We start from the raw sequence: 1,184 nt of genomic DNA, 5'->3' as shown, positions 1-1,184 counted from the left end.
CTGTAAGCTTACCTATATTTTGATCCAGCTAGGATTAGAGGTTTAAATAATTTTTCCTATACTAATATTTATTGCAGAACTCCAGCGGAGGAACAAATCCAAGTGCCTGATGAGGTCTGGATCTGTTATAATCATCTCTCCACTCTTCTGCCATTAGCCGTACTTCTGCTAGTGTAAAAAGTGATATGCATCCAGCAGCTCCCTTCTTATTGAGCCATTATTATGTTCAATAAAGGCATTTTGCACCGGTTTACCCGGCTGTATAAACTGTAACTGAATGTTTCTCTCCCGACACCACTGTTGCAACTGATCACTAACGAACTCAGGGCCGTTATCAACTCTTATCTTTTGTGGTTTACCCCTCATTTCAACTATCTTTTCCAATACCCGGATTACTATAACGCTTGGTAATGATGTATCTATTTCAATCCACAATGACTCCCGGTTATAATCATCAATAACATTCAGTAACCGAAAACGCCTTCCATCAACCAGGCTATCGCTCATAAAATCCATGCTCCAGGATTGATTAATCGCCTCAGGAACTGTTAGAGGCTGTTTTACACGTTCAGGCAGTCTACGTTTGATCTTACGTCTGATATTCAATTTTAACAGCTTATAGACCCTATGAACTCGCTTATGGTTCCATGGATGACCTTTTCTTCTCAAACGGTGGTAGCATTTCCAGAACCCGATAGAAGGATGTTTCTTTATCAGCTCCTCCAGCGCCATCATTAATGCGCTGTCATTCTTAATTTTCCGATTATAACGGAAAGAGGATCGAAGTACGCCTAACAGCTTACAGGCCTGCCGCTCACTCACTTTCTCCTGCACCAATAACTCAATTACTTGTCGTTTGTCGTCAGGCCGCCGAACTTTTTTTCCAGAACATTCCGGACTGCATCATTCTCAAGTGTCAGATTGGCTACAATGCGCTTCAGCCTGGCATTCTCTTCCTCAAGTTCCTTCATTCGTTTCAACTCATTAGCTTCCATACCACCATACTTCGCTTTCCAATTGTACACGGTGGCTTCGCTGACACCATTTTCCCTGGCCAAATCCTTAATAGATATGCCTGATTCCTGTTTCTTCAGGATGGAGATAATTTGGTTCTCGGTGAATCGTACTTTTTTCATAATTGTATTTAAGTTAGAGATTTTTCTCTAACCTCACCGGACCATTTT

At 41.5% G+C, this 1,184-nt stretch carries 1 pseudogene; it reads right to left on the bottom strand.

Annotated elements, in window-relative coordinates:
* Positions 1 to 61: 61 nt before the first annotated feature.
* A pseudogene (locus DXN04_RS34465) lies at positions 62 to 1,136 on the bottom strand (IS3 family transposase).
* Positions 1,137 to 1,184: the final 48 nt, after the last annotated feature.

Source organism: Chitinophaga silvisoli, assembly GCF_003412465.1.
In the GTDB taxonomy this organism is placed as follows: Bacteria; Bacteroidota; Bacteroidia; order Chitinophagales; family Chitinophagaceae; genus Chitinophaga; species Chitinophaga silvisoli.
The sequence above is the reverse complement of the archived record's forward strand: the minus strand, read 5'-3'. Positions and strand labels throughout refer to the sequence as shown.